The sequence below is a fragment of the Exiguobacterium sp. SH3S3 genome, from assembly GCF_004337115.1.
Classification (GTDB): domain Bacteria; phylum Bacillota; class Bacilli; order Exiguobacteriales; family Exiguobacteriaceae; genus Exiguobacterium; species Exiguobacterium aurantiacum_A.
Genome location: NZ_SJUU01000005.1, coordinates 103,841 through 126,372 on the forward strand (window position 1 = coordinate 103,841; position 22,532 = coordinate 126,372).

A 22,532-nucleotide genomic window follows, 5' to 3' on the forward strand; every position below is an offset into this window, starting at 1 on the left:
CAGGTTGCTCCAGCTATGCCCTTATCCGTATTATCCTTCATTAATCATCGTTGCTTGACCACCCTGCCACAGCCACGTATCGTCCTCTTTCACATAGAGATGCAATGCCCAAAAGCGCCCTTCATACGCGTTCGTCCCAAGAATGAAACGCTCTTCTAACAAGACATGGACGACAGCCAAATCAACTTTCACCGTTTCATTAAACGTAACGGTTTCTTGAGCGATCCATTGAATCGCTTCAGGATCGACAAACTGATCCAAAAACGTTTCTTTATCAAATTGACGGCCACTCGAATCGACATAGCGGAACGAATCATGCATCATAACCTCTAACTCTTTCATATTTCCGTCGATCTGGTGAGTGGAACGACTATCAGAAATTTGTTTCATAGTTAATGTTTCCATAGGCGCACCTTCCTTTCCTCGGGTATCATATCATACCTTTCACATACACCTAGGCTCTCCGACATTATATGCACAAAAACGATTTGCCTCATCATTAAAAATCTAATCAATTAATCGTTTCAACTAGCTATACTAAAAAAGAATTGAATTTTCCCTAACATACTACACAACAGAGGTGTACACAGTGAAACGAATGATTAGTCTATTGTTCATGGTTCTATTGATTACTATATCCCCTGCGCATGCAGAACAAACAAACGTCCTTCTTTTATCCGGAACGACCATTTATACAGAAATGCAAGAAACATCTGAATTGAAAAGAGTGGAACACAACCAAATCGTCCACCTCGATACATCGACTGAAACCCACTCTAAAATCAAGACAGACGACATCGAAGGCTACGTTCGAAACAATGACATCCGTCATGCTTCCGCCATGCATGTGACCAATGAAACAACAACACAAAATGACAAGGGTGAGAGCGTTACCCCATTGGCGTTTGGAGCCATTGTTCATGTGTTCAATGTAGACGATCTTCCACTACTTCTCACCACTGAAGGCACGTGGATCGAGCGTTCAACTTTATCCACTTCCCCGATACAACCTAAAACTTATTACGCCAAAGGAAAAGTGGAAATTCACGCTTCTCTAAATGGAGAACCGTTGGGCGAAACGATGATCGGTCAATCGCTAGTTGGCTATGGCATCACTAATGGGTTTTTGCGGATCGAACGAGGCGATCGGTTCGGTTTCGTTCAAATCAGTGATGTCAGTGAAAAGCCTGTCAAAACAGGGCAAGGCTATGCGCTAACGACTTCATTATACTACCGAGATTTAGGTGTAACGAAGTTAGGCACCGTTCCGAGAGGACAATTGCTTCAAGTCTACGGGATAGAGGGCACGTATGTCCGAGTCCTTTTGAACAAAAAATTTGTTTACGTCAATCGCACCTCAATTGCGAACCAGATGCCTTCTTATGCTAAGTCAGGCTCTCGCTATACACAACAAGATACTCCAATTTACCGTGACGTAGATAAAAAGGAAATCATGGGGTCACTGAAACGTGCTCAACAGATCAATGTATATGGGACAGAAGGTAAGTTTACTCGAGTTCTCATCAATAAGCAGTTTTTCTTTGTCGAGACAAAGTTCCTCGGATTGAAACTTCCTCCCTATTTATCAACAGGAAAACGATACATGTTAAAGAATACGCCTCTTTATTCAAAGGCCACAAGCCAATCAAAAACGTCATTGTCATTTAAGCGCGGACAGTATGTTCAGATATACGGGGCATCGGGTACTTTTACACGCGTTCTCGTAAGCGGAAACTATTACTTCGTTCCCACAAACATGACCGGCACGAAAAACCCTCCGCTTTACGATTCAACGGGGAAACAGTACATACGATACAATAATGTAAGTATCTATTCGACACCATCAACGTCAAAGCGCGTCACTCGCATGAAACGTGGACAAGTCGTTGAAACGTTCGGTACATCTGGATATTATTCGCGCATTCTCGTAGATGGCTCGTATCGCTATATCGCTACGAACTATTTAACCTTGAATAAACCGACCGCTAGACCAAAGTCAGGTACTGTCTTTTATGTTCAATTTAATGAGACACCGTATTTTCATACCGATGTCACCTATACGAAACCCGCAGGCACGTTGAAGCGAGGGACAAAATTGATTGGCCTCCGTTCAATTGATGACGATTTTTGGTATGCGAAGCTTCCTTCTGGAAAGAAAGTCTATGTATTGAATCCTTACATTGCTCAGACCAAACCAAAATCCATCAATGTGCAACGCATTAATCCCGCTTTACATTACGCCACAACCAAACGCACCGCCTTCTATGCGAATCCGAACGACAAAAAACCGATCGGATACATCGATTCGAATGTTCGAGTATACCCTCGCGGGAGAAGCGGGGACTCTTACTTGATTCAATACAATTGGCGTCCGGTATATGTAAAGACAACAACCATCCGGGTCAAACAAGACCCTCTCACGATCAAGCGAAACAATACACAAAAAGAACGGTTTATCGCAGCAGCTTTCAAGCATTTAGGGACACCTTACACATGGGGGTCCCAATCACCTCGAAACGGCGGCTTTGATTGTTCAGGACTCATCCACTATTCTTCGAATCAGGCTGGGAAGATTGGTGGTCGTGAAAATGTATCGGGTTACTGGTACGGGAATCATTTCAAGCAAAAGAGAACTAGTTTCACGAGCGGTAAACGAGGCGATATGATCTTCTTCGCAGGTACGTATCGGAACGGACCATCGCATATCGGAATCATGCTCAGTAATGAATTCTTTATCCACGCCGGCGGTGAAACGCTTCAAATCAATTCCATCCATGACCCACAATGGCGTCCGTATTTCCTAGGCTACAAGTCTCTTTAAGTTTTCATCTTGACAAGATTCCTTCATCCCGTTAAAGTAACGATAACATTATACGAACTCGCGATGAGAAAGAAGAGTAGCGCGAAGGGACGTCTCCAGAAAGCCGGTGGTCGATGCGAACCGGTGACGTGTCTCGCGTGAATGGGCTTTTGAGCGTTCAGACCGATACGTAGGCTCTGACGGGTCCTCCCGTTACCGAGGACAGCGAATGATCGTTCGCGATGAGTGGGGGGAACTCCCCCAACGAAGGTGGCACCACGGGTCTCCCGTCCTTCATGTCTATTTAGACATGTCGGGCGGGGGACTTTTTTATTTGGAGGAGGAGATTACATGGAACAACTGATCATCAACGGCGACGAACTGACCCCGGTGGCCATCTTCCACCGGTTGCAAGGAGAACGAAAAGTACTGCTCGAGAGCCGGGCTGAAGGCAAACACGGACGTTACTCGATCATCGCGGCGAACCCGGTCGAGACGATCCGTGTCGACGGCAACACCGTGACCGATGCAACGGGCACGATTCAAGCGGACGACCCGCTCGCCGTCTTATCCACATTGATCGAACGGGACACGGAAGACGCCCCCTACCCGTTCATCGGCGGCGCCGTCGGGTATATCGGCTACGACCTGCTGCGAACGTATGAGCCGATCCCGAACACGCCGACCGAGACGCGCGACTTGCCGGACGCGTTGTTCCAACGCTATGAGACGGTCGTATTATACGACCATCTCGAGGAGCGTGTCATCTTGATCGACACCGGCGACAGCGACGGAGCGGTCCGGCTCGAACAGTTGAAAATCGAGCTCGAGACGGCGAAGACGCATGAACTCGCGCCGGTCGTCCGAACGAGCGAACGGATCTTGACCGACAAGGACGCATTTATCGAGCGCGTCTTGAAAGCGAAAGAAGCAATCCTTGCCGGCGAGGTATTCCAGCTCGTGTTGTCGCAACGGATCGACGCGACATTCACCGGTGACCCGTTCCACTTCTACCGGACGCTGCGAAAACTTAATCCGAGCCCGTACTTATTCTACATCGACCTCGGCGAAGCGATCGTCCTCGGGGCGTCGCCTGAGAGTCTCGTCCGCGTCGAAGGGAACCGCGTCTCGACGAACCCGATCGCCGGTACGCGCCCGCGCGGCAAGACCGTCGAAGAAGACATGCGCCACGCCGCCGACTTGATTGAAGACGAGAAAGAGCTGGCCGAACATCGGATGCTACTTGACCTCGGCCGGAACGATATCGGTCGCGTCGCCAAAGTCGGCACCGTCACGATCCCGAAACAGATGGAAGTCGAGCGTTTCAAAAACGTCATGCATCTCGTCTCCGAAGTCGAAGGCGAGCTCCGTGACGACTTGAACCCGATCGACGCACTTCGGGCCTGTCTCCCTGCCGGCACCGTCTCCGGGGCGCCGAAGATTCGGGCGATGCAGTTGATCGACGAGCTAGAGACGGTGAAACGTGAAGTGTACGCCGGGGCCGTCGGTTATCTCGACGTCCGGGGCGGCTTCGATTTCGCCCTCGCCATTCGGACGATGGTCGTCCAAAACGATACGGCGTACGTCCAAGCCGGGGCCGGCATTGTCTTTGACTCGGATCCGGTATCGGAATATGAAGAGACGCTGCATAAAGCCAAATCCCTGTTGGAGGTGTTCGCATGATTTTACTGATCGATAACTACGACTCGTTCACGTATAACGTCTATCAAGACGTCGCCCGGTTCAGCGAGGTCTTGGTCGTCCGTAACGACGAGCTGACGGTCGATGAAATTCTCGCCCTTAACCCGTCCGGTATCATCATTTCACCTGGTCCAGGTGGTCCAGGTGACGCCGGTGTCTCCCTCGACGTCGTCCGGCAACTGTCGGGACAGATCCCAATTCTCGGTGTCTGTCTCGGTCATCAAGTCATCGCCGAAGCGTTCGGCGGCACGGTCGGCCGGGCCCGCGAGGTCATGCACGGCAAGACATCAGTGATCGAGACGACACCTGGTCTTCTATTCGACGGGAATCCGTGCGAGGTCATGCGGTATCATTCGCTCGTCGTCCAAGCGACGGAACTCACCGTGACGGCCAAGACTGCGGACGGTGTCATCATGGCGCTCGAGCATCCCGAACATCCGACGTACGGCGTCCAGTTCCACCCCGAGTCGATCGGGACACCGGACGGACGAGACCTGTTCGAACGGTTCGTCGCGATTTGTCACACAAAAAGACCGGGGAACGTGTCCTCGGTCTGAATGTCGAACTTCCGTACAATGATGAAGAAGTCTGATGCTACACATACGATGGATCATATGAACCAAGCGCGTCTTCGTTGAAATCGGAGATGCGCTTTTTCATGTCACTCACGTTCATAATTTGAAATATAACTCATCTATCCCTAAACATAGTCATACATTAAGAGAATGAGTATGTTTAATATTTTAAACTCATCATAAATAGGTTATATTATAGCTAAACATAGTCAAAAATTGATGAAATGAATATGTTTAATCAATTTTGATAATGAATGAGGGTGATTCTTATGCGAAATTACGATTATCAGTATTTAAGAAATCTCTCCTTGCCGATGGAGACCGTACGATTGATCGGCCACATCAATGAATACAAAGGCAAACAAGACCTGTATAAACAACAGGCGCCTCAAATTCTGAACACCTTGCGTGACGTGGCTGTCATCCAATCGACCAAGGCTTCCAATGCAATCGAGGGAATCGTCGTGACCGAGAGCCGCCTACACACCATCATGTCGAAGACCTCTGACCCGGCCGACCGCTCGGAAGCTGAAATTGCCGGATACCGGGATGTATTGAACTTGATTCATGCCTCAGACCAGGACATCCCAATCAACCCGAACATCTTGCTTCAGCTCCATAAAGAGCTCTACAAGTTTGTTCCGATTGAGGGCGGGAGATGGAAGAATGTCGATAACGAGATTAGTGAGACCTTCCCTGATGGCACGCGCCGGACGCGTTTCGTACCAGTCCCAGCCTTTGAGACCCCAGCGGCTGTCCAGACCTTATGTGACAGTGTAAAAGAACGTCGGCAAAATGAAGACGTCGATTCGCTCATCTTGACCAGTATGTTCATCCTCGACTTTTTATCCATCCATCCGTTCAATGACGGGAACGGACGAATCGCCCGTCTTTTAACCTTGTTGATGCTCTATCAATTCGGATTCGAGGTCGGTCGCTATATTAGTCTCGAGAAGATTGTCGAGGAACGAAAAGAAGATTACTATGAATCTCTGCGATTGTCCTCAATCGATTGGCATGAGAACCAACAAGACCCTTTTCCATGGATTCATTATCTGTTGAGCGTGATCCTTGCGGCATATAAGGAATTAGAAGATCGTGTAGGACTCGTCACGTCAGGAAGTCAAAGTAAGAGTAGCCGGATTAGACGATTCGTAGAAGGGAGAATCGTACCGTTTACCAAGTCGGATGTTCGGAATGCCTGTCCCGACATTAGTGAGGCGACCATCAACCGTGTCCTTCGGGAATTGCGGGATGAAGGGGAAATCGCTCCGTCTGGACTCGGCCGGAGTGCGAAATGGATTAAGCAATAATTCTTCCGAGACGTGTTTTTTAGTAAAGACCGTCAAAGTGAAAAGAATGTATGTATTGTTGGCTCTTTGTGATGCGACTCTCGAATGCCGAGGAACGCGGACTGATGAAAATCGAAGTGATTGAAGACCCAAGATTCATCGGTGATTTACACTATTATGTACACGTGGAAAATGAATATCAGATGGAGCTCTTTCTCGAGGATGTCCCGCCCAACTCAAAGAAATTGATTCGAAACGAAGGACGATTCTATGATTATTTATTAGAAGAATGGACTGATGTGAAAGGCTCAATTGAAGTATTCAATAATTTGAATTTAGGCATTCACCGTGAAGACAAGTGGTCAAAAGATTGAACATAAAGGAGAATCAAAATGAATCTATTTGAATACATTAGCCTGTCTGCGACCGCATGGTTCATGGGCTTCTTCCCTATGTTCGAAATCTATTTAGCCATCCCGAGTACGATGTTACTCGGTCTCGACGGCGTCTCTGCCGTCCTTTGGGCCGGGCTTGGTAACTTCTTGCCGGTTCCTCTGCTCGCTTATTTTTACGATTGGCTTCATCGATTCAAACGTCTTAGTGGCTGGTTAGACCGCCTAGAGAAACACCGTTTTAGTCATTTAATGCGCGAACATGGCAGTTGGTCCATCATCCTCGTCACGCCTCTATTAGGATCATGGGTAGTTGGCGTGATTGGTCATTCGATTGGGATGAGACGCTCTACACTTCTCACCTATTCAGCCATCAGCATATTTGGGTATGGCGTGTTAATCGCTTGGCTCACTTCTAAAGGAATCGAGTTCACAATCTGAGGCATGCCTGACGTCCATAGCAAATAAAAGGTAGCTGATTCATTCAATATAGAATGAGTCAGCTACCTTTTATTGAGCTAGATTGCTCGATCGTCGTCTCGATAGGATAGCGGCAATTTTCTCACGTCCACTCTTTTCTCCTCTGACTTAAGAAGAAAGAGAATTTTCGCCTTTTCCTGTGAAAAACTCATCCAACTGGAAGTCATGCTTGTCGAGTACGATCTGTTCCGGCATGATGCCGCTTCGGCGCAACACGTCGATCGTCTGATGCAAGAAGTCGTCGCTCCCAACGATGTAATACAAACCATCCTGATCGGTCGCGAGCATCTCGACCGCCGCGTAATAATCTGAACGATTGGCGACGAATTCGGCCGTGAAGCCGTTTGATGACGTAAATACGTCGTTGAATAGATAGTTCGCTGACGTGTCGACGTTCAGCGAGTGGAGATGCGACACACCTTCCCCGTTCTCCAAGTATTCGAGTACGATCGGACGGAACGTCGCGAGCCCGACGCCAGCCGACAGCAGGTAGACGTTCTTCCCGTCACGCTGGAGCGGGACGTTCGAATGCGTCTTGAAGATGGCGACTTGTTCGCCAATCTTCATACCACGCAAGATTGACTTGAACTCGGAGCACTCTCGTTTGACCCGGGTCGTGATGCCGATCACGCCTTCACGCGGCAGCGTCGAGATCGACATGTGGCGAATCAAGCTCCGGTTCGGTCTGTCTTCTTTGTTGAACCCTTCTAAAGCGAAGTGGGTATGCGCCCCCTCGTCCCACGTGAAGCCGTCGGGCAGCTCGAGTTGGAACGTGTATGTATCCGGCGCTTCGTTCACGATTTTCAGGATTGGCGTCCAGTAAATTTGCATCGTCGTCACTCCTTCCTTCTATTAATAGACCGCAATCGGTCCGTATGGTCCTTGAATGATTTCAAGCTTCGTCTCGAAGATATCGGATAGCGTCTCGGCGACCATGATCTCATCAACCGTACCGAAGGCGGCGATCTTGCCGTCTTTCATCGCACAAATCCGGTCCGAGTACTTGGCCGCGAAGTTGATGTCGTGGAGCACGGTGACGATCGTCCGGCCGAACTCGTCGGCGACGTGGCGCAAGTACTCCATCATCTGGACCGAGCGGGCGATGTCCAAGTTGTTGAGTGGCTCGTCGAGCAACACGTATTCCGTCTCCTGACAGAGCACCATCGCGACGTAAGCGCGTTGGCGCTGACCGCCCGACAGTTCATCGAGGTAACGGTGCTCCAAACTCGTCAAGTCGAGGAAGTCGATATATTTCGAGATGATGCGCTCGTCCTCTTGCGTCAACCGCCCTTTTGAGTACGGGAAACGGCCGAACCCGGCGAGTTGTCGTACGGTGAGACGCGTCACGAAATGGTTCTCTTGCCGTAAGATCGTGATGATTTTCGCCAAGTCTTTCGATTTCGTGCTCGACACGTCCATCCCTGCGACTTGGATCTGTCCTTCGTCCAAGTTGAGCAGACGGCCAATCATCATGAGCGTCGTCGACTTGCCGGCCCCGTTCGGACCAATCAACGACGTGAATCCAGCTTTCGGGATTTGAAGGTCGAGCGGCCCGATCTGGACGTCGTCCGTATACGATTTTTTTACTTGCTCGATTTGTATCATAGGGACCCCATCCTTAATATCACCGCTAAGAAAATCACACCGCCGAACAATTCGATGATGACGGACACGACACTCGGTGCATTGAAAATGTGATAAATAAAAAAATATGCGCTCGTCAGTACGAAGAAGCCAAGCGCGAACGCCATCGGGAAGACGTATTTATGGTCATACGTCGCCGCGACCTGATAACTGAGCGTCGCGACCAAGAAGCCGAAGAACGTCAGCGGTCCGATCAAGGCCGTCGACACTGACATTAAGAGCGAGATGAGTATAAGCGTATAGATGACGCTTTGGCGATGGTTCACCCCGAACGACGTCGCCATGTCTTTCCCGAGCGCGACGATGTTCAACTGGTTCGAGAACAAGTAAAGCAAGACACCGACGACCACAACGATCGGGATGACGATTGGGAAGTAGGCGGCGTCCGCATTCGTCACCGAACCGAACAGACGCGCCTGCAACAGATCAAACTCGGACGGTGCGAGCATGCGGCGCATGAACGTCGACACCGAGTTCAACCCGGTCCCGATGATGATCCCGATGAGGAGCATCAGTTGGAGGTTGGCGTATTTTCCCGATAACAGCCAGCCGTACAACAGAAGACTCATCAGCACCATGACGGCAACTTGGCTCAAAAACGCACCCGTCCCGCTGAAACCGACCAAAGCCCCAGCCCCGAAGAAGAAGATCATACTCGTTTGAATCGTTGAATAGAGCGCGTCAAACCCGAGTAAGGACGGAGTGATGATGCGGTTGTTCGTCACCGAGTGAAACGCGACGGTCGCGAGACTTTGACAAAGTGCCGCAATCGCCATCGTGATGACGGCGACGACACGGCGCTCGACGACCGGCATGAATGACGGTGAGTCGAACGGGACCGGATTGTTGTAGACGAGAAGACCGAACGCGCATAACAGACCCCCAATAATGAAAGCGATGAGGAACACCCAATAGCGGCGTTCTTCTTTTTTTGAGCGAAACGCAGACGCGCTCCGCTCTTTCCCGCTTAGCGGACGAACGTCTTCTTCGTAAGTTTCTCTCTCCATGACCGTACTCATCGTACACCTCCCGTCTTCCGTTGTCGCAACAGAATCGCGATGAACACGACCGAGCCGACCGTCCCGAGAATGAGTGACACCGGCAACTCGAACGGCATGATGATCGTTCGGGAGATCAAGTCACTGACAAGAATCGCCCCCATCCCGATGACACACACCCACGGCAAGTTGCTGCGGAGGTCGTCACCGCGGAACATCGAAACGAGGTTCGGGACGATCAAGCCGAGGAATGGCAAGTTACCGATGACGGTCGCGACGACCCCGACCGATAACGCAATCAAGCCGGTTGCGATCAACATCAATAAGTTGTAGTTGACGCCAAGGCTCGTCGCAATATCTTCCCCGAGTCCGACGAGAGTCAACCGGTTCGCGAGTAAGAAAATAAAGAACGTGGTGATGATGATGAGCCATAAGTATTCATAACGTCCGACTTGGACCGAGGCGAACGAGCCGACGAACCAGCCTTCGAGCGTCTGGCTAGCCCGGAAGAACAATCCAAGAAACGTCGACACGGCCGAGACGACCGCCCCGAGCATGAGTCCGATAATCGGGACGATTAAGGACGAACGAAGTTTGACCGACCGTAAAAACCAAAAGAATACCATCGTTCCGATAAACGAGAATACGATTGCTCCCGTCATACGCATCATGAGTGACGGTGCCGGGACTAACAAGTAGACTGCCAACAACCCGAGACCAGCCCATTCAATCGTGCCGGTCGTCGTCGGTTCGACCAATCGGTTTTGCGTGATCAACTGCATAACGAGCCCCGCCATCGCCATTGCGGCACCAGTCAACATGAGCGCGACCGTCCGCGGGACCCGCGTGATCCAAAACATATCGAAGCCGTCCGCTTTACTAATGTCGTATACACCGGTGAAGAGCGATAGAATCGCAAGCATCAGGACGACGAGCATGGCAAAGATGAACGACTTCGTCCAAATGTTAGAAAAGGAGGGTTGAGCACTCGTCTCAACCCTGTCTAGTATTGGATTTTGCACAACGTGACCCCGTTACTTCGCGAGCGCTTTTGCGACGCTCTCAAAGAATTCCGAGTACGTTTGAATCGATTCGTTCAAGTACGTGTCTTTCGGTGTGTAGACGATTTGGTCTTCCTTGACGGCTGTCGTCTTTTGAAGTGCAGGTGCGTTATCGATGACGTCTTCAGCCGGGACTGCGCCTTCCGCGTCAGCGAGCGGTGCGTCGCGGTCAAGTACGAACAACCAGTCCGGGTTGCTCTCGGCGATCGCTTCGACCGATACTTCGTCGCCTTGGTGGTCGCCTGTCGTCTTCTCGACTTCTAGTGCTGGCACCCAGCCGAAGATGTCGTACATCGGTCCGAATACGCGGCCGCTGATTGGAGCTGAGAATCCGATGTCGCCACCTGAGACGATGACCGACATAATCGTGTCTTCGCCGTCATAAGCTGTTTTCGCGTCTTCGATTGATTGCCCGAGGTCAGCGACCATGTCTTCCGCTTCTTCGTTTTTGTCGAAGATTTGACCGAGCGTGAGTGTCGTGTCTTCAAGTCCTTGGACTAAAATCTCACCCGGTGTGCCTGAATCTTCCGGTAGTTCGATGTTCAAGTCGATAACAGCCGCATTCGGGACCAACTTTTTGATGTCCTCGTAGTAGTCGGCGAAACGTTGACCGACGATGACGACGTCCGGATCGACTCCGGCGATCGCTTCTAAGTTCGGCTCGAAGTGCATGCCGACGTCGACGATGTCTTCGTCTTTGACGTATGGTGACTCAGCCGGCATCAAGCCGACCGGCGCCGCCGCGAGTTCGACGTCCCACTCTGCGAGCGTCTCGAACGTCCGGTTGTCGAGTGCGACGACCGTCTCCGGGTTGACCGGTACTTCGATCTTGCCATGGGCGTCCGTGATCTCGACCGTCTTCGGTGTCGCTTCCGCTTCCGCGTTGCCCGTATTTTTCGCCTCATTCTCGTTCCCGCACGCCGCGAGTAACAAGACGAGCGATGTCGCCATGATTGATGCTTTCAATTTCCCCACTTTTTCCATCTCCCTATATGTATTGAGTACGCTGACAACCTTCTCAATCGAACGGCATCCCGGTTGTTGGTTTTGTCTATGTAAGTCACAGGAATACTTTCTCATTGATAATGATTATCATTGTCGTTTTCATTGAGAAGCATAGCAAACAAAAAAAGGATGCGCAATGCCAAAATTTCAAAAAGAGATTGGAAATATTTTTCCTACTATCTAACGCAAAATAAAAAGAAAGTGGTACGAGACCACTTTCTAAAGAGTTAAAGTTCAATTTCGCCTGTCTCGTTTTCGTTTGAGAATGCTGTAGATGAGAAATAATCCGAACGTGTAAGTGAACGAAAAGAGGATGAAAAATGGCCGTTTCGGTGTTTGATTCTCCATGCGACTCCCCCTTCCCAAGTTTCGTTATTCCGTTCACTTATTCTGTCGACACTCGTACATAGCTCGATCCGGTCGCGACCGGGCTTATCGTCATCGTGCTCGGTGTCATCGTCATGAATTTCGGGAAATCGAATACGGTACACGGCTAACGTTTTTAGAAAGGAGTGACGCGAATGCTCGCACCATTGATCGAAGAGAAAGAACGCCTGTTATTGACGACGGAAGTACGGACGTCGCCGGAGCGGTTGCGTGAACTGTTGACCGAAGATTTTTTTGAAATCGGCAGCTCCGGTCGCGTCTTATACAAAGAAGACGACACGAATACGATGGACCTTGGAGAGATTGACATCACACTCTCCGACTTCAATCTCGAGGTCATCCGCGACGATGTCGTGCTCGCTACGTATCGAACCGAGAATCACGCGACTGAGAAGACCACCCTTCGCAGCTCGATTTGGGTCAGGATTGACGGCGTATGGAAAATGCGATTCCATCAAGGGACACCTGCACAATAACGATAGATAGGGCGCGCCGATTTAAGCGTTCCCTTTTTTCTGTTCACCCTACCCTTTATTTTACTCACCCGCCTTGTCCGGATGTCCTATAATTCACGTATGAATGACATCAAAAGAGAGGGTCGACAAAATTGAATACATATAGCACACGCAATCACTTTGAACCGGTCATGCGACGACCGAGAGCCACGTTAGAAGAGAAGTTAGCGCTTATGGAGTCACGCCGAAAGAAATTGATGTTCGAGCCGACGATCCCGCTCGATGCCATCCGTAAAAAGAAACCGACTATCACCGTCACGTTCTCCGTCGGTGGCTTCGGTGTCCACAACGAGTCCACGTTGACGTTCTTTGAAGACGGGTCGGTCAAACGAGAAGTGATTTGGCGCGAAGATTACGACTTGAGCGTAGCAATCCCAAGCTCAGGTTGGTACGAAAAGGAGGATGCGATACGCGTCCACGAACGATTCGTCGCCCTCTCCTCACATCGTTGGCCTGAAGTGTTTGAAGAAAAAGGATATTACACCACCGATGGGACGCAGTGGAGCCTTGTTGTGAAACGTCACGGGAAACTGATCCATCAGCATTCCGGCAGCAACGCCTACCCATCGAGCTGGAAAGCCGTCACGGAACTGTTCGGCATCTCGTGAACCGACAAAGGGAGCACCCACTTGGGCGCTCCCTTTTCTCATATCGCCTGAATCATCTCGACCCGATTGCCGAACGGGTCGCGGAACTCGAACCGGTCAAATCCAGGGATTGGAATCCCTTCAATCCGCTCGATTCCTTCTGCTTCGAGTTTCCGTCCCCATTCCGCTAGATCAGTCACCGTATAGGCGACATGTGCTTTCGTTTTCAGCCGATCGACCCCGTCCTCGGTACCGACATGGACGCTTTGGTCGCCGACTTGAAGCCAAAACCCGCCTCGTCCTTGAAGCGACTCCGGTTTGTCGATTTCATTCAAGCCGAGCATATCGCAATAAAACGCGCGTGCCCTCGCTTCTTCACCTTTTGGGATCGTGATTTGGACGTGATGGATGCCTGTGATCATGTCGTTTTCCCCTTCCGATACGTCAATCCGATGAACTGCAGTTTTTGGTTAAACAAGCGTGGATACGACATATAGCCGACCATGACGGCTGAGATCGTCGCCGTCGTCAAAATGAGGAACAAGATAAGCAGTTGGTACAACACCGCCTCCATCGGGTCGGCGCCGCCGATGATGAGACCGCTCATCATGCCGGGAAGCTGGACGAGTCCCATCGTCTTTTGTGCCTCGACGGTCGGGATCATACTCGTCCGGATGGCGTTCTTCAAGCTCCGCTCGATCGCCGTCTTCGGAGCCCCACCCATCGACAGGATGAGCTCGATGACCTCGTCGCTCCGTTCGACCTCGTCCTTGAACTTGTTCAAAAACAGGAGCGATAACACCATACAGTTACCGATGACCATACCGCTGATCGGGATGATTTTCTCCGGCTCGAACGGGATGATGCCGAGCCCGAGCATGAGCCCCATCGTCACCGATTCGACCGTGACGAGCGTGAGGACGATCATCCAGGTGATGCCAGGGATGCCGTCCCCTTTTTTGATGATGTTTTGCGTCGCCGCCCCGATCATGAGGAGGATCATGAGCAGCATGAACACCGGGTTATCGCTCTCGAAGACGAACGTCAAAATGTAGCCGACCAACAACAGTTGAATGATCGAGCGTACCGTCGCGATGACGATGTCACGCTCGAGACCAAGCTTCAAAAATAACGCCAATCCGAGCGGAATCGCCACAAAAATCAAGGAAGTCATCAGTTCGATGAACGTCATAGCTCTTCCCCCCTGACGAAACGTCCGATCATCGGATTGTCCGACTCGTCGATGAACGACGCGTCCCCGAACTCAATCAATTCCCCGTTCCGTAAAAACCACATGTCATCACTGACCCGTCTCGCTTGATCAAGGTCGTGGGTGATCCAAATGACGGTGACCCCGAAATCTTTTTGAAGTCGCACGATCAAATGCTCGATCTCTTTCACCGTCCGGTAGTCGAGGCTCGACGTGATCTCATCTAACAGCAAGACGTCCGGTTTATTGACGAGCGTCCGGGCGATGGCGACCCGGCTCCGCTCCCCGCCGGACAACGTCTTGATCGGTTGGTCGAGCGAGATGCCGTCCAAGTCGACTTTTCCGAGCAGCTCTGTCGCTTTATCCCGGTCGAGCGTCTCCCCGAAAATCGCTTTCGGTAAATTCAAGTTGTCGTACACCGTCCCGTCGATCATCGGGGCGCTTTGGAACGCCATGCCGATCTGTTTCCGGAGCGCGATGACATCGATATCGCGGATGTTCTCGCCTTTGAAATAAATGTCGCCCGCGTCCGGCGACAGTAGCCCGTTAATATGCTTCAGGCACGTCGTCTTGCCGGCGCCGCTCGGTCCGACGAACGTCGTGATCCGGCCTTCGCGGAAGTAGCCGGTGATGTTATGTAGGATGTCGTTATGACTGACCCCAATGAATTCGATAATGTGCATGTGCCTTCAATCCTTTCTCGATCCGATCCCTATTTACTGAAAGTTAGACACGTCGTCGACCACGACGTCACCGTTTGAATCAAGTAACGGCGTGATGCCACCACCCGTCCCGACCCATGTCTGGATGTAGTTGACACCGGTCGCTGTGTCGACGAGTACCATAACTTGGCCAAGTTCCGGCAACTGTTCCGTCAATTTGACTTGGAAACGCGTCGCCCTTGTCACTTCCTCGTCTGTTTTTTTCTTGAATAACATGACATCCCGCCTTCCTACTGTTAACTGTACGCAACATGACCCTTTGTTTCAATGAATGCGATATCTCCAAGGCTGACAAATCCTTAACCCGTTCATTTTTGTTTAATATGACTCTAAAAAAACACGCCGACCTCGGCGTGTTTAGGAATAACTCCGTTCGATGACAAAACTTGTCTTGTCCCCTCGGAAATATGAACGTGAGTACTCGATCGTTTTTCCCGACGCGTCCTCGGTCACCGTCTCGATATAAAAGCACGGTGTTCCGAGCGGACAGTCGAGAAGATCGCTTATCCGTTCGTCGGCGAGCGCGATCTCGAGCGCCTCGGTCGTCTTGGCGACGTGGACGTCGTGGACTTCCGCTAGCGTTTGGAACAGCGAATGCTCGGCCTGGTCTTTCGTGATACCCGGCGCGATCTGCCACGGGATGAACGAGACCTCGTATTGCGTCGGCTCCCCGTCGGCGTGACGGATGCGTTCGATCTTTTGGATCGGTGCTTGTTCGTCGACCGTGAATACGTCGGCGAGCTGGGCGTTCGCCGAGACGACCGACAAGTCGATGAGCGACACTTGGCCGCGCTTGCCTTGAACGGCGAGCTGGGCCGCGTAATTGTTCGGTGTATGCGATAACGTCTGCCGGACTTTCTTCCCGGCGACGAACGTGCCGCGCCCTTGCTGGCGGACGAGATAGCCTTCCGTCGTCAACTGGTTGAGCGCGCCGCGGACCGTCGTCCGGCTGACGTCGAACTCTTCGCATAACGCGTACTCGGTCGGGAATTTCTCGCCTTCTGTATAATGCCCGCTCTTGATGCGGGACAATAACTCTTCTTTGATGGCTGTTTGAAGCGTCGACTGCGACATTCTGTCACCCCTTTGTGTCATCCTTCTTTCCTTTATTCTGATACAGCAAACATACAAATGCAAATACAAAAAACAATTTGTATTATTTGTACTTTTTACATTGCGACAAGTTGTACTATTTGTTATATTTGTTACAACAAAAAGAAATCGCTTTCACAAGGAGGAGTTGGCACTATGGCAGTCAAGGTCGTCATCATCGGTGGAGGTTCGAGTTATACCCCCGAAATCATTGAAGGTTTGATCCAGCGGCAAGCGACGTTTCCGGTTCGGGAGATCGTTCTTGTCGACATCGAGGAAGGGAGAGACAAATTAGACATCGTCGGCCGTCTCGCCGAACGGATGATTCAAAAGGCAGGCGCAGACATCAGACTCAGTTGGACGCTCGACCGGAAAGCCGCACTTGTTGGCGCCGACTTCGTCTCGACGCAGATCCGCGTCGGTGGCCTGAAAGCCCGCGCCTTGGATGAACGCATCCCGCTCAAGCACGGCTTCATCGGTCAAGAGACGAACGGTGCTGGTGGTTTGTTCAAAGCGTTCCGGACGATCCCGGTCCTCGTCGAGCTCGCTAATGAGGTGGCGGAGATTTGCCCGGACGCGTGGCTCGTCAACTTCACGAACCCGGCCGGTATCGTCACCGAGGCCGTCTTGCAGCACTCGGCCCACAAAAACGTCATCGGCGTCTGCAACATCCCGTTCAACATGCGCAACTCGGTCGCGGAGATTTTAGACACGCCGGTCGAACGTGTCGCCATCGAATTCATCGGACTCAACCATTTCGTGTTCGGCCGCCACGTCTGGGTCGACGGCGTCGATCGTACGGACGACGTACTCGCGTCACTGAACGCCGGCACCGACTACTCGCCGGCGAACATCGTCGGGCTCGGTTGGAGCGAGTCGTTCTTGAAATCGCTCCGCATGTTGCCGAACCCGTACCATCAATACTATTTCCAAACGGCGGACGTACTCGCGAAAGATCTAGCGGCGTATGAACAGAACGGCACGCGCGCCGAGGTCGTCCAGCAAGTCGAGGCGCAACTGTTCGAGAAATACAAAGACGTCGAACTCGACGTGAAGCCTGTTGAGCTCGAACAGCGCGGCGGCGCCTATTATTCCGACGCCGCCTGCAACTTGATGGACTCGATCTACAACGACCGCGGTGATATCCAGACTGTGAACACACTGAACCGCGGCGCGATTCGCGATTTACCGGACGACGCCGTCATCGAAGTGAACGCCGTCATCACGAAGGCTGGTCCACGTCCGATTTCAATCGGTGCGTTACCGCTCCCGATCAAAGGACTCATCACTAATTTGAAGACGTTTGAACAGCTCGCCATCCGCGCAGCGATGTCCGGCTCATACAACGACGCCTACCTCGCCTGCCTGATGAACCCGCTCATCCAAGATGAGAAGAAAATCGATGTGCTCTTGCGCGATTTGTTCGACGCGCACGAAGCGTACTTACCCCAATTCAAGAAGGAGGTTTACTCATGAACAAGTTTATCGAAATCGCTGGGCGCATCGGCTCCCAGCGACACTTAGTCGCCATCCGTGACGGCTTCGTCTCCGTCATGCCGCTCATCATCGTCGGTTCGCTCGCTGTCCTTATTAACAACTTCCCGGCTATCAATTTAGGTGGCCTCTCGCTCGACTTCGTCGGCATGATGAACAATGCGTTCGGCGAAGGCAGCTGGCAAGGACTCGGCGGCAATATTTGGACGGCCTCGTTCGCCATACTCGGGTTACTCGTCGCTTTCTCGATCGGGTATAACTTGGCCCGGTCATATGGGGTCGATGGACTCGCCGCCGGTATTTTATCGGTCGCGTCATACATCATGCTCGTGCCGGTCACAGAAGACTGGGGCTTAAACTTCGCTTGGCTCGGTGCCCAAGGATTATTCGTCGCCATCATCGTCTCGATCGCGGTCACCGAACTGTTCCGTTACCTCATCAACACGAAACTGACGATCAAGATGCCGGAAGGCGTACCGGGTGGGGTCACCCGTTCGTTCCAAGCACTCATCCCGTCGATGCTCATCTTGACGCTCGTCGCCGGAGTTCAACTGTTCATGACACTCCAAGTCGAGCTCAGCATTTTTGAAGTCATCTTCAAAGTCATCCAGCAACCGCTTCAAGGGTTCGGCGACTCGCTCGCGGCCGGTCTCGTCATCGCCTTCTTGAACCATATCCTTTGGTTCTTCGGACTTCACGGCACGAACATCATCGGTTCGGTCATCGAGCCGATCTATCTCCCGCTCATCGAGCAAAACTTGGCCGCGTTCCAAGCAGGTGTGTCGGCTTATGATGTCCCGTACACAGTGACTAAACCGTTTCTCGATTCATTCGTCTTCATGGGCGGATCAGGTACGACGTTCGCCCTGCTTCTCGCCATCTTCATCGTCGTCCGCAAACAGCGCAACCACCCGTACCACCAAGTTGCGAAACTGTCGGCTCCGGCCGGACTGTTCAACATTAACGAACCGGTCATCTTCGGTCTCCCAATCGTCTTGAACCCGGTCATGTTGATCCCGTTCATCTTGGTACCGGTCACGCTCACGATCGTGTCGTACGTCGCCCTCTCAACGGGCATGGTACCGAAGACGGTCGCCATCGTGCCATGGACGACGCCACCGATCATCAGCGGTTACCTCGTCACCGGCGGTAGCGTCCGCGGCGTCTTGCTTCAACTCGTCAACTTGACGATCGCGACGGCGATGTATATCCCGTTCGTCATGGCAGGGGCGAAAGCGATGACGGCCGAAATCAATAAAAATAAAGCAGAAGTCAACGAAGGAGAGAAAATCAGTTGAAGACAGAAAGCATCCAACAATTATCGTTCATGATCATCTTACACGCCGGAAACGCCCGCTCGTCGGCGTTCGAGGCGATCGCCGCCGCCAAACGCGGCGAAGGTGAACTCGCCGAAGCGAAAATGAAAGAAGCGGATGAGGCGTTTTTAGAAGCCCACAAGCTTCAAACCGAACTGTTGCAGGAAGAGGCACGCGGTGCGACGAGCGACATGAGCGTCCTGCTCGTCCACGCCCAAGATCACTTGATGACGGCAATGACCGTCAAAGAACTTGCGATCGAGATGGTCGACATGATCACTCGACTCAACCAATTGGAGGAACTGAAATGAACATCTTACTCGTCTGCTCGGCCGGTATGTCGACATCGATCCTTGTTGAAAAAATGCGCACCGAGGCCGCAGCACGTGGCTTGGACGCGACAATCGATGCCATCCCGGAATCGCGCTTGAAAGAACAAACGAACGTCGACGTCATCTTGATCGGACCACAAGTCCGCTACCTCGAAGGCAAGATCAAAGCATCCGTCACGGTACCGGTCGCCGTCATCGACAATATGGCTTACGGGCTCATGAAAGGCGACCAAGTGCTCGACCAAGCGCTCGGTCTCGTGCAAAATGCATAAGACGCACGTCTTGATCAACGCCGACGACTTCGGATTGACGACCGGCGTGAACCGGGGCATCATCGACAGTCACGTCCACGGCATCGTCAATTCGGCGACACTTATGATGAACGGCTATGCCGTCGATGAAGCCGTCGCGCTCGCAAAACTTCATCCCGCCTTACACGTCGGCGTGCACCTCGCCTTGACGTGGGGACGGCCGCTCGCAAAGACAAGTACACCGCTCACGAAAGAAGACGGGACGTTCCGCTACACGAACCGGTTTCTGACGGAAGCGGCACCCGACCCTGAGCTCGTCTACCTCGAGTGGAAAGCGCAAATCGACGCGTTCCGCGCGACGGGACTGTCGCTCCATCACCTCGACAGCCATCATCACGTCCATGGCTGGCCGGCGATCCAAGACGTCATCGTCCGTCTCGCCGAAGAATACGGCACGACGTTTCGGGCCTTAACGACACTCGACGCACGACGGGACTTGTGGGTGACCGAGCGGTTCAGTGACCAGTTCTACGGCGATGGTGTGTCTCGGGCAACGCTCGACGCAATTCAACCAGGCGACTCGATCGAGGTCATGGTCCACCCGGCCGACATCGATGAGATTTTACCAAGCGTCACGTCTTACCTCGTGCAACGCTTACTGGAAAAGCAGCTATTGATCGACTATGAGCGCCCTGATTGGTGGGTGTAGAAAAAGAGAGTTGTTCACCGTTTGCCGGCGAACAACTCTCTTTTCTGTTCGTAGATTAACCAGGTAGACCTCTTTCTTGTCTACTCATGTCTTCGATCACAATATCGTAAATCTCACCTAGCGACGCACAATATTTAACGAGATCCCACGGTTCGTTCGTGTGAAAATGAATCTTGATTAGATTTTCGTCCCCGACTGCCAACAAACAATCTCCCGCGAAGCTTGTGTTGATGTACTCAAATATCGCATCTTCGGACAGTTGTTCCCCTTCGATCAACAGTTGTGTATCATATTTGAATTCTATCATCTTGTTCACCTCGCATTTCAATGGATAGACTGCAAAGAATGTAATGGTTACTATCTAGTGCTAGATTATCTCTTTTCGTCCCGATTGGCAAATCAGCCGTCGCTCTTCAAACTTCTAAAGGTTGAACTGGCGTTGGATCTGTCGCGCGACCGTTTCGGCATCAAGGTCCGTGTTATTGATCCGCAAATAGTTGTCGACATCGATCTCTCCGTCACGCGAGTTCAAGCGGTACAGCGTCGCCGTCTGCTTCAATTCGGCCTCGGACCAAGCGATATCCCGTTTCGTCGGCTTATGTGCCAGCCGATTCTCGGTCGTGTTCCGGGCGAGCCGCTCCTCGATGTCCGCTTCGAGTTCGACGTAGTAGACGTCCGCCCCGTGCGACTCGAACAGTTCCGCCACTCCTTCGATGTAGGTCCGGTCTTCTTCCATATCAAACGCCCAGACGAACGTGAAGATCAAGCCGGGCTGATCGCTTTTCGCGACCGCTTCGAATAACTCGTGCCGAAACAGTTGGACGAGCCGGCGCCCCTCGTCCGTCCCGTAATCAAAGAACGGGCTGACGAGATCGATCGTCATATGGTTATGCAGTAACTTCAACCCTGTCTGCTTCGCAAGCTCCTGTCCGACCGTCATCTTGCCGACAGCTTGTGGACCGATCAGTATGACAAGCTTCATTCTTCCCCCGTCCTTTATCCATTTCTTGCTAGCATACCATACGGCTCGAGTCCTCGAGTAGGAAGAGCGAAAAGCGAGCGACATGAGACGTCACTCGCTACTTTTTATTGTTCGAACGCCCGGCGCAATACTTCTTCTTCCTCGGCGTGACCTAAGTTCCGATTGACGACGCGCTCGATGTCGATGTCGAGTTCGTCTTTCAACAAGTTGGCACTCCGGTCTTGCCCGATGATGACGACATCGCTCCATTTGTGCTTCTTGTGCAGCGAGCGAATCTCACCGGCGACGTCGCGATAAAATTGTCGGACTTGTTTTTCTTTCCGGCTGTCGAATTGGTCGACTTGACTACTCGACGATGCATGTCCACCAGCTCCGCGGCCTTGGTACCGTCTCCATTGATCGGTGTCTAAATCAAGATCGAATACGACGATGTCTTCGACTTCACCGAGCCGCGTATCGTACACCGTGATGCTGTCGAGTTGAGCCAACAAGATGCCCGTGTTCGGGAATTCAGCGTCAAGTTTCTCGATTTGATCCAAATTCGGCTTGTCGCCGTAATGGAAATCATTGTCGACATCGAGTTGCAGGAAGTGGAGCTCGAACAAGCCATCGTTTCCTTCCGCGAACAAGACGATACTGCGCAACAGCTTATGTTCGTTGCCCATAATCTCACGCTCGGCCCGTTCCCGGACGCCCTTGAACGCTTTCAACTTCGCCTCGTCCCCGCTCTTGATTTCTTGTTCGAGTCGGCGCAGCTCATTCTTCAAATGAATCTCCCACTTGTCGCGTTCGCTCGGCTTCGTACTTAAGTAGAGACTCAGTACGCCTGCCTCCGCGTTATGCAGTTGCTTAATTTTTCCGAGTTCTGTTGATAATGCCATGTCGTTCCCTCCTTAGTAGATGAAAGCAACAAGATACCGGTGATAAACACAGACATGATTGCGACCATTGAATAATTGTCTTGTATCCTTCTAACAACTTCCTCAT

Annotated in this window: 27 protein-coding genes and 1 other annotated feature; of the genes, 13 read left to right on the forward strand and 14 right to left on the reverse strand. The window is 51.8% G+C overall.

From position 1 onward, the window contains the following. Positions 1 to 30: 30 nt before the first annotated feature. Positions 31 to 405 carry a nuclear transport factor 2 family protein gene (locus EVJ28_RS06515; RefSeq protein WP_236634072.1) on the reverse strand — a complete coding sequence of 125 codons (375 nt, stop codon included), beginning with the start codon at positions 403 to 405 and terminating at the stop codon, positions 31 to 33. Between the two features lie 193 nt (positions 406 to 598). Between EVJ28_RS06515 and EVJ28_RS06520 the strand changes: the two genes are divergently transcribed. The 6 genes from EVJ28_RS06520 (at position 599) to EVJ28_RS06545 (ending at position 7,201) form a co-directional block, all read left to right on the forward strand. Continuing rightward, positions 599 to 2,821, forward strand: a complete 2,223-nt coding sequence (locus EVJ28_RS06520) for a C40 family peptidase (RefSeq protein WP_236634077.1) — start codon at positions 599 to 601, stop codon at positions 2,819 to 2,821. Positions 2,822 to 2,875: 54 nt separating this feature from the next. After that, positions 2,876 to 3,098: a binding site (T-box leader), on the forward strand. 53 nt (positions 3,099 to 3,151) lie between these two features. Next, a complete protein-coding gene (gene trpE, locus EVJ28_RS06525) occupies positions 3,152 to 4,483 on the forward strand; it encodes an anthranilate synthase component I (RefSeq protein WP_131488369.1) in 1,332 nt (443 codons plus the stop codon). Continuing rightward, positions 4,480 to 5,058, forward strand: a complete 579-nt coding sequence (locus EVJ28_RS06530) for an anthranilate synthase component II (protein ID WP_131488371.1) — start codon at positions 4,480 to 4,482, stop codon at positions 5,056 to 5,058. The genes trpE and EVJ28_RS06530 overlap by 4 nt, the downstream gene beginning before the upstream one ends. Before the next feature lie 332 nt (positions 5,059 to 5,390). Next, positions 5,391 to 6,389 (forward strand): Fic family protein, encoded by a 999-nt coding sequence (locus EVJ28_RS06535; protein ID WP_236634073.1) that lies wholly within the window; start codon positions 5,391 to 5,393, stop codon positions 6,387 to 6,389. 104 nt (positions 6,390 to 6,493) lie between these two features. Next, positions 6,494 to 6,742, forward strand: coding sequence for a hypothetical protein (locus EVJ28_RS06540; protein WP_131488376.1), 249 nt, complete (start codon positions 6,494 to 6,496; stop codon positions 6,740 to 6,742). 18 nt (positions 6,743 to 6,760) lie between these two features. Continuing rightward, positions 6,761 to 7,201, forward strand: coding sequence for a small multi-drug export protein (locus EVJ28_RS06545; RefSeq protein WP_131468863.1), 441 nt, complete (start codon positions 6,761 to 6,763; stop codon positions 7,199 to 7,201). Between the two features lie 147 nt (positions 7,202 to 7,348). On the opposite strand, the gene EVJ28_RS06550 is transcribed toward EVJ28_RS06545, so the two are convergent. The 5 genes from EVJ28_RS06550 to EVJ28_RS06570 are packed head-to-tail and all read right to left on the reverse strand — an operon-like array spanning position 7,349 to position 11,918. Next, positions 7,349 to 8,071: a ferredoxin reductase domain-containing protein gene (locus tag EVJ28_RS06550; RefSeq protein WP_131488378.1), complete on the reverse strand. Its 723-nt coding sequence runs from the start codon at positions 8,069 to 8,071 to the stop codon at positions 7,349 to 7,351. 21 nt (positions 8,072 to 8,092) lie between these two features. After that, entirely contained in the window at positions 8,093 to 8,845 is a 753-nt protein-coding gene (locus EVJ28_RS06555) for an iron ABC transporter ATP-binding protein (protein WP_131456453.1), read from the reverse strand. Further along, positions 8,842 to 9,903 carry an iron chelate uptake ABC transporter family permease subunit gene (locus EVJ28_RS06560; protein WP_131488380.1) on the reverse strand — a complete coding sequence of 354 codons (1,062 nt, stop codon included), beginning with the start codon at positions 9,901 to 9,903 and terminating at the stop codon, positions 8,842 to 8,844. Before EVJ28_RS06560 ends, EVJ28_RS06555 begins: the two co-directional genes overlap by 4 nt. Further along, positions 9,900 to 10,892, reverse strand: coding sequence for an ABC transporter permease (locus EVJ28_RS06565; RefSeq protein WP_370253598.1), 993 nt, complete (start codon positions 10,890 to 10,892; stop codon positions 9,900 to 9,902). The genes EVJ28_RS06560 and EVJ28_RS06565 overlap by 4 nt, the downstream gene beginning before the upstream one ends. Before the next feature lie 24 nt (positions 10,893 to 10,916). Next, on the reverse strand, positions 10,917 to 11,918 hold the full coding sequence (locus EVJ28_RS06570) for a siderophore ABC transporter substrate-binding protein (RefSeq protein ID WP_370253600.1): 1,002 nt from the start codon (positions 11,916 to 11,918) through the stop codon (positions 10,917 to 10,919). A gap of 551 nt (positions 11,919 to 12,469) precedes the next feature. On the opposite strand from EVJ28_RS06570, the gene EVJ28_RS06575 reads away from it, so the two are divergent. After that, entirely contained in the window at positions 12,470 to 12,811 is a 342-nt protein-coding gene (locus EVJ28_RS06575) for a nuclear transport factor 2 family protein (RefSeq protein ID WP_131468873.1), read from the forward strand. Between the two features lie 170 nt (positions 12,812 to 12,981). Beyond that, complete coding sequence (locus EVJ28_RS06580) at positions 12,982 to 13,458, forward strand: hypothetical protein (RefSeq protein ID WP_145963151.1); 477 nt, start codon at positions 12,982 to 12,984, stop codon at positions 13,456 to 13,458. 38 nt (positions 13,459 to 13,496) lie between these two features. Here EVJ28_RS06580 and EVJ28_RS06585 read toward each other — a convergent pair whose 3' ends face one another. The 5 genes from EVJ28_RS06585 to EVJ28_RS06605 form a co-directional block, all read right to left on the reverse strand. Beyond that, a complete protein-coding gene (locus EVJ28_RS06585) occupies positions 13,497 to 13,859 on the reverse strand; it encodes a VOC family protein (RefSeq protein ID WP_131456443.1) in 363 nt (120 codons plus the stop codon). Continuing rightward, positions 13,856 to 14,629 (reverse strand): ABC transporter permease, encoded by a 774-nt coding sequence (locus EVJ28_RS06590; RefSeq protein WP_131488384.1) that lies wholly within the window; start codon positions 14,627 to 14,629, stop codon positions 13,856 to 13,858. The genes EVJ28_RS06585 and EVJ28_RS06590 overlap by 4 nt, the downstream gene beginning before the upstream one ends. Further along, a complete protein-coding gene (locus tag EVJ28_RS06595; RefSeq protein ID WP_071398172.1) occupies positions 14,626 to 15,330 on the reverse strand; it encodes an ABC transporter ATP-binding protein in 705 nt (234 codons plus the stop codon). Before EVJ28_RS06595 ends, EVJ28_RS06590 begins: the two co-directional genes overlap by 4 nt. Before the next feature lie 33 nt (positions 15,331 to 15,363). Continuing rightward, positions 15,364 to 15,585 carry a DUF6440 family protein gene (locus tag EVJ28_RS06600; protein ID WP_131456439.1) on the reverse strand — a complete coding sequence of 74 codons (222 nt, stop codon included), beginning with the start codon at positions 15,583 to 15,585 and terminating at the stop codon, positions 15,364 to 15,366. A 141-nt stretch (positions 15,586 to 15,726) separates the two neighbouring features. Next, positions 15,727 to 16,443 (reverse strand): GntR family transcriptional regulator, encoded by a 717-nt coding sequence (locus tag EVJ28_RS06605; RefSeq protein WP_131438913.1) that lies wholly within the window; start codon positions 16,441 to 16,443, stop codon positions 15,727 to 15,729. 174 nt (positions 16,444 to 16,617) lie between these two features. Here EVJ28_RS06605 and EVJ28_RS06610 point away from each other — a divergent pair, with 174 nt between their 5' ends. From EVJ28_RS06610 to EVJ28_RS06630, 5 genes are read left to right on the forward strand one after another with little or no spacing between them, the layout of a single operon-like run. Beyond that, positions 16,618 to 17,937, forward strand: a complete 1,320-nt coding sequence (locus EVJ28_RS06610) for a 6-phospho-beta-glucosidase (RefSeq protein ID WP_131488386.1) — start codon at positions 16,618 to 16,620, stop codon at positions 17,935 to 17,937. Further along, positions 17,934 to 19,253, forward strand: coding sequence for a PTS cellobiose transporter subunit IIC (celB, locus tag EVJ28_RS06615; RefSeq protein WP_131456433.1), 1,320 nt, complete (start codon positions 17,934 to 17,936; stop codon positions 19,251 to 19,253). Before EVJ28_RS06610 ends, celB begins: the two co-directional genes overlap by 4 nt. A gap of 29 nt (positions 19,254 to 19,282) precedes the next feature. Next, positions 19,283 to 19,582, forward strand: coding sequence for a PTS sugar transporter subunit IIA (locus tag EVJ28_RS06620; protein WP_035386318.1), 300 nt, complete (start codon positions 19,283 to 19,285; stop codon positions 19,580 to 19,582). After that, the gene (locus EVJ28_RS06625; RefSeq protein WP_131456431.1) at positions 19,579 to 19,875 is read left to right on the forward strand and encodes a PTS sugar transporter subunit IIB; all 297 of its coding nucleotides are present in this window, start codon (positions 19,579 to 19,581) and stop codon (positions 19,873 to 19,875) included. The genes EVJ28_RS06620 and EVJ28_RS06625 overlap by 4 nt, the downstream gene beginning before the upstream one ends. Then, positions 19,868 to 20,563: a carbohydrate deacetylase gene (locus tag EVJ28_RS06630; RefSeq protein ID WP_131456429.1), complete on the forward strand. Its 696-nt coding sequence runs from the start codon at positions 19,868 to 19,870 to the stop codon at positions 20,561 to 20,563. Before EVJ28_RS06625 ends, EVJ28_RS06630 begins: the two co-directional genes overlap by 8 nt. Before the next feature lie 55 nt (positions 20,564 to 20,618). Here the strand turns inward: EVJ28_RS06630 and EVJ28_RS14365 are convergent, their stop codons facing one another. From EVJ28_RS14365 to EVJ28_RS06645, 3 genes are all read right to left on the reverse strand, one after another. Then, positions 20,619 to 20,870: a dihydroxyacetone kinase gene (locus EVJ28_RS14365; protein WP_035386313.1), complete on the reverse strand. Its 252-nt coding sequence runs from the start codon at positions 20,868 to 20,870 to the stop codon at positions 20,619 to 20,621. Between the two features lie 114 nt (positions 20,871 to 20,984). After that, entirely contained in the window at positions 20,985 to 21,545 is a 561-nt protein-coding gene (locus EVJ28_RS06640) for an AAA family ATPase (protein ID WP_070328491.1), read from the reverse strand. Positions 21,546 to 21,649: 104 nt separating this feature from the next. Next, positions 21,650 to 22,426, reverse strand: a complete 777-nt coding sequence (locus tag EVJ28_RS06645; protein WP_131470102.1) for a VLRF1 family aeRF1-type release factor — start codon at positions 22,424 to 22,426, stop codon at positions 21,650 to 21,652. Between the last annotated feature and the right edge of the window lie 106 nt (positions 22,427 to 22,532).

Bases quoted from the DNA above. Each gene is read 5' to 3' on its own strand.
- EVJ28_RS06515 (WP_236634072.1), bottom strand. From the start codon at position 405: ATGGAAACATTAACTATGAAACAAATTTCTGATAGTCGTTCCACTCAC.
- EVJ28_RS06520 (WP_236634077.1), top strand. From the start codon at position 599: ATGATTAGTCTATTGTTCATGGTTCTATTGATTACTATATCCCCTGCG.
- trpE (WP_131488369.1), top strand. From the start codon at position 3,152: ATGGAACAACTGATCATCAACGGCGACGAACTGACCCCGGTGGCCATC.
- EVJ28_RS06530 (WP_131488371.1), top strand. From the start codon at position 4,480: ATGATTTTACTGATCGATAACTACGACTCGTTCACGTATAACGTCTAT.
- EVJ28_RS06535 (WP_236634073.1), top strand. From the start codon at position 5,391: ATGGAGACCGTACGATTGATCGGCCACATCAATGAATACAAAGGCAAA.
- EVJ28_RS06540 (WP_131488376.1), top strand. From the start codon at position 6,494: ATGAAAATCGAAGTGATTGAAGACCCAAGATTCATCGGTGATTTACAC.
- EVJ28_RS06545 (WP_131468863.1), top strand. From the start codon at position 6,761: ATGAATCTATTTGAATACATTAGCCTGTCTGCGACCGCATGGTTCATG.
- EVJ28_RS06550 (WP_131488378.1), bottom strand. From the start codon at position 8,071: ATGCAAATTTACTGGACGCCAATCCTGAAAATCGTGAACGAAGCGCCG.
- EVJ28_RS06555 (WP_131456453.1), bottom strand. From the start codon at position 8,845: ATGATACAAATCGAGCAAGTAAAAAAATCGTATACGGACGACGTCCAG.
- EVJ28_RS06560 (WP_131488380.1), bottom strand. From the start codon at position 9,903: ATGAGTACGGTCATGGAGAGAGAAACTTACGAAGAAGACGTTCGTCCG.
- EVJ28_RS06575 (WP_131468873.1), top strand. From the start codon at position 12,470: ATGCTCGCACCATTGATCGAAGAGAAAGAACGCCTGTTATTGACGACG.
- EVJ28_RS06580 (WP_145963151.1), top strand. From the start codon at position 12,982: ATGCGACGACCGAGAGCCACGTTAGAAGAGAAGTTAGCGCTTATGGAG.
- EVJ28_RS06585 (WP_131456443.1), bottom strand. From the start codon at position 13,859: ATGATCACAGGCATCCATCACGTCCAAATCACGATCCCAAAAGGTGAA.
- EVJ28_RS06590 (WP_131488384.1), bottom strand. From the start codon at position 14,629: ATGACGTTCATCGAACTGATGACTTCCTTGATTTTTGTGGCGATTCCG.
- EVJ28_RS06595 (WP_071398172.1), bottom strand. From the start codon at position 15,330: ATGCACATTATCGAATTCATTGGGGTCAGTCATAACGACATCCTACAT.
- EVJ28_RS06600 (WP_131456439.1), bottom strand. From the start codon at position 15,585: ATGTTATTCAAGAAAAAAACAGACGAGGAAGTGACAAGGGCGACGCGT.
- EVJ28_RS06605 (WP_131438913.1), bottom strand. From the start codon at position 16,443: ATGTCGCAGTCGACGCTTCAAACAGCCATCAAAGAAGAGTTATTGTCC.
- EVJ28_RS06610 (WP_131488386.1), top strand. From the start codon at position 16,618: ATGGCAGTCAAGGTCGTCATCATCGGTGGAGGTTCGAGTTATACCCCC.
- celB (WP_131456433.1), top strand. From the start codon at position 17,934: ATGAACAAGTTTATCGAAATCGCTGGGCGCATCGGCTCCCAGCGACAC.
- EVJ28_RS06620 (WP_035386318.1), top strand. From the start codon at position 19,283: ATGATCATCTTACACGCCGGAAACGCCCGCTCGTCGGCGTTCGAGGCG.
- EVJ28_RS06625 (WP_131456431.1), top strand. From the start codon at position 19,579: ATGAACATCTTACTCGTCTGCTCGGCCGGTATGTCGACATCGATCCTT.
- EVJ28_RS06630 (WP_131456429.1), top strand. From the start codon at position 19,868: ATGCATAAGACGCACGTCTTGATCAACGCCGACGACTTCGGATTGACG.
- EVJ28_RS14365 (WP_035386313.1), bottom strand. From the start codon at position 20,870: ATGATAGAATTCAAATATGATACACAACTGTTGATCGAAGGGGAACAA.
- EVJ28_RS06640 (WP_070328491.1), bottom strand. From the start codon at position 21,545: ATGAAGCTTGTCATACTGATCGGTCCACAAGCTGTCGGCAAGATGACG.
- EVJ28_RS06645 (WP_131470102.1), bottom strand. From the start codon at position 22,426: ATGGCATTATCAACAGAACTCGGAAAAATTAAGCAACTGCATAACGCG.